The following is a 564-nucleotide window of genomic DNA, read 5'->3' as shown; positions in this document are numbered from 1 at the left end:
GATATTTAGCGTTTGATAGAGCCTCCCGCTATTTTGATTATCGTATACAATCACGGGCTCTAAATACTCTTTCACCAAAGACTCAAGCAGACCGCTTTCCTTCATCATAGGCAAGAGACGGAGTAGATGTAGATCTTGGTAAAATGGGCTTTCCACACGCTGAGGCATTACTTTTTTTAAATGCAGCAATTCTTTGGCTGCTTGAAAGCTTTTTCTCATGTGCTGAAACTGTTCACAATATTGCCCGATACCAAAATTGATCTCGGCCCCTCGAGGTTGCTCCCGGTTATACAATTGTTTGATATCGTTTGCAGCCTTTTCTGCACGCTCTTTCCAGTCCTCTTTTTTTCTCGTGTTTAATAAAATAAACAAGGTTTGTTCTTGATGCTCATATGCAATCAGATGGAAACCCGCACGCTGAAAAATGGAGCGGCAAGAGACAAGAAAGTAAAGGTTCCCTGTGATCTCTTCCATTTGATGATGCTTTTGAAAGAGCAAGACGACGCAGCCAGTTGGCTTTTTCACCCCTTCTGTTTCTTCAAGGTGTTCTATGATCTCTTGTTC

General features: G+C 42.0%; 1 protein-coding gene. It reads right to left on the bottom strand.

Going from position 1 to position 564, the window contains the following annotated elements; translation table 11 throughout:
* The coding region (locus tag AC2A4J_RS20340; RefSeq protein WP_484177295.1) for a CdaR family protein at window positions 1-564 on the bottom strand (564 nt) is incomplete at both ends.

The organism is Marinomonas sp. ATLA20, from assembly GCF_057180105.1.
The sequence above is the reverse complement of the archived record's forward strand: the minus strand, read 5'-3'. Positions and strand labels throughout refer to the sequence as shown.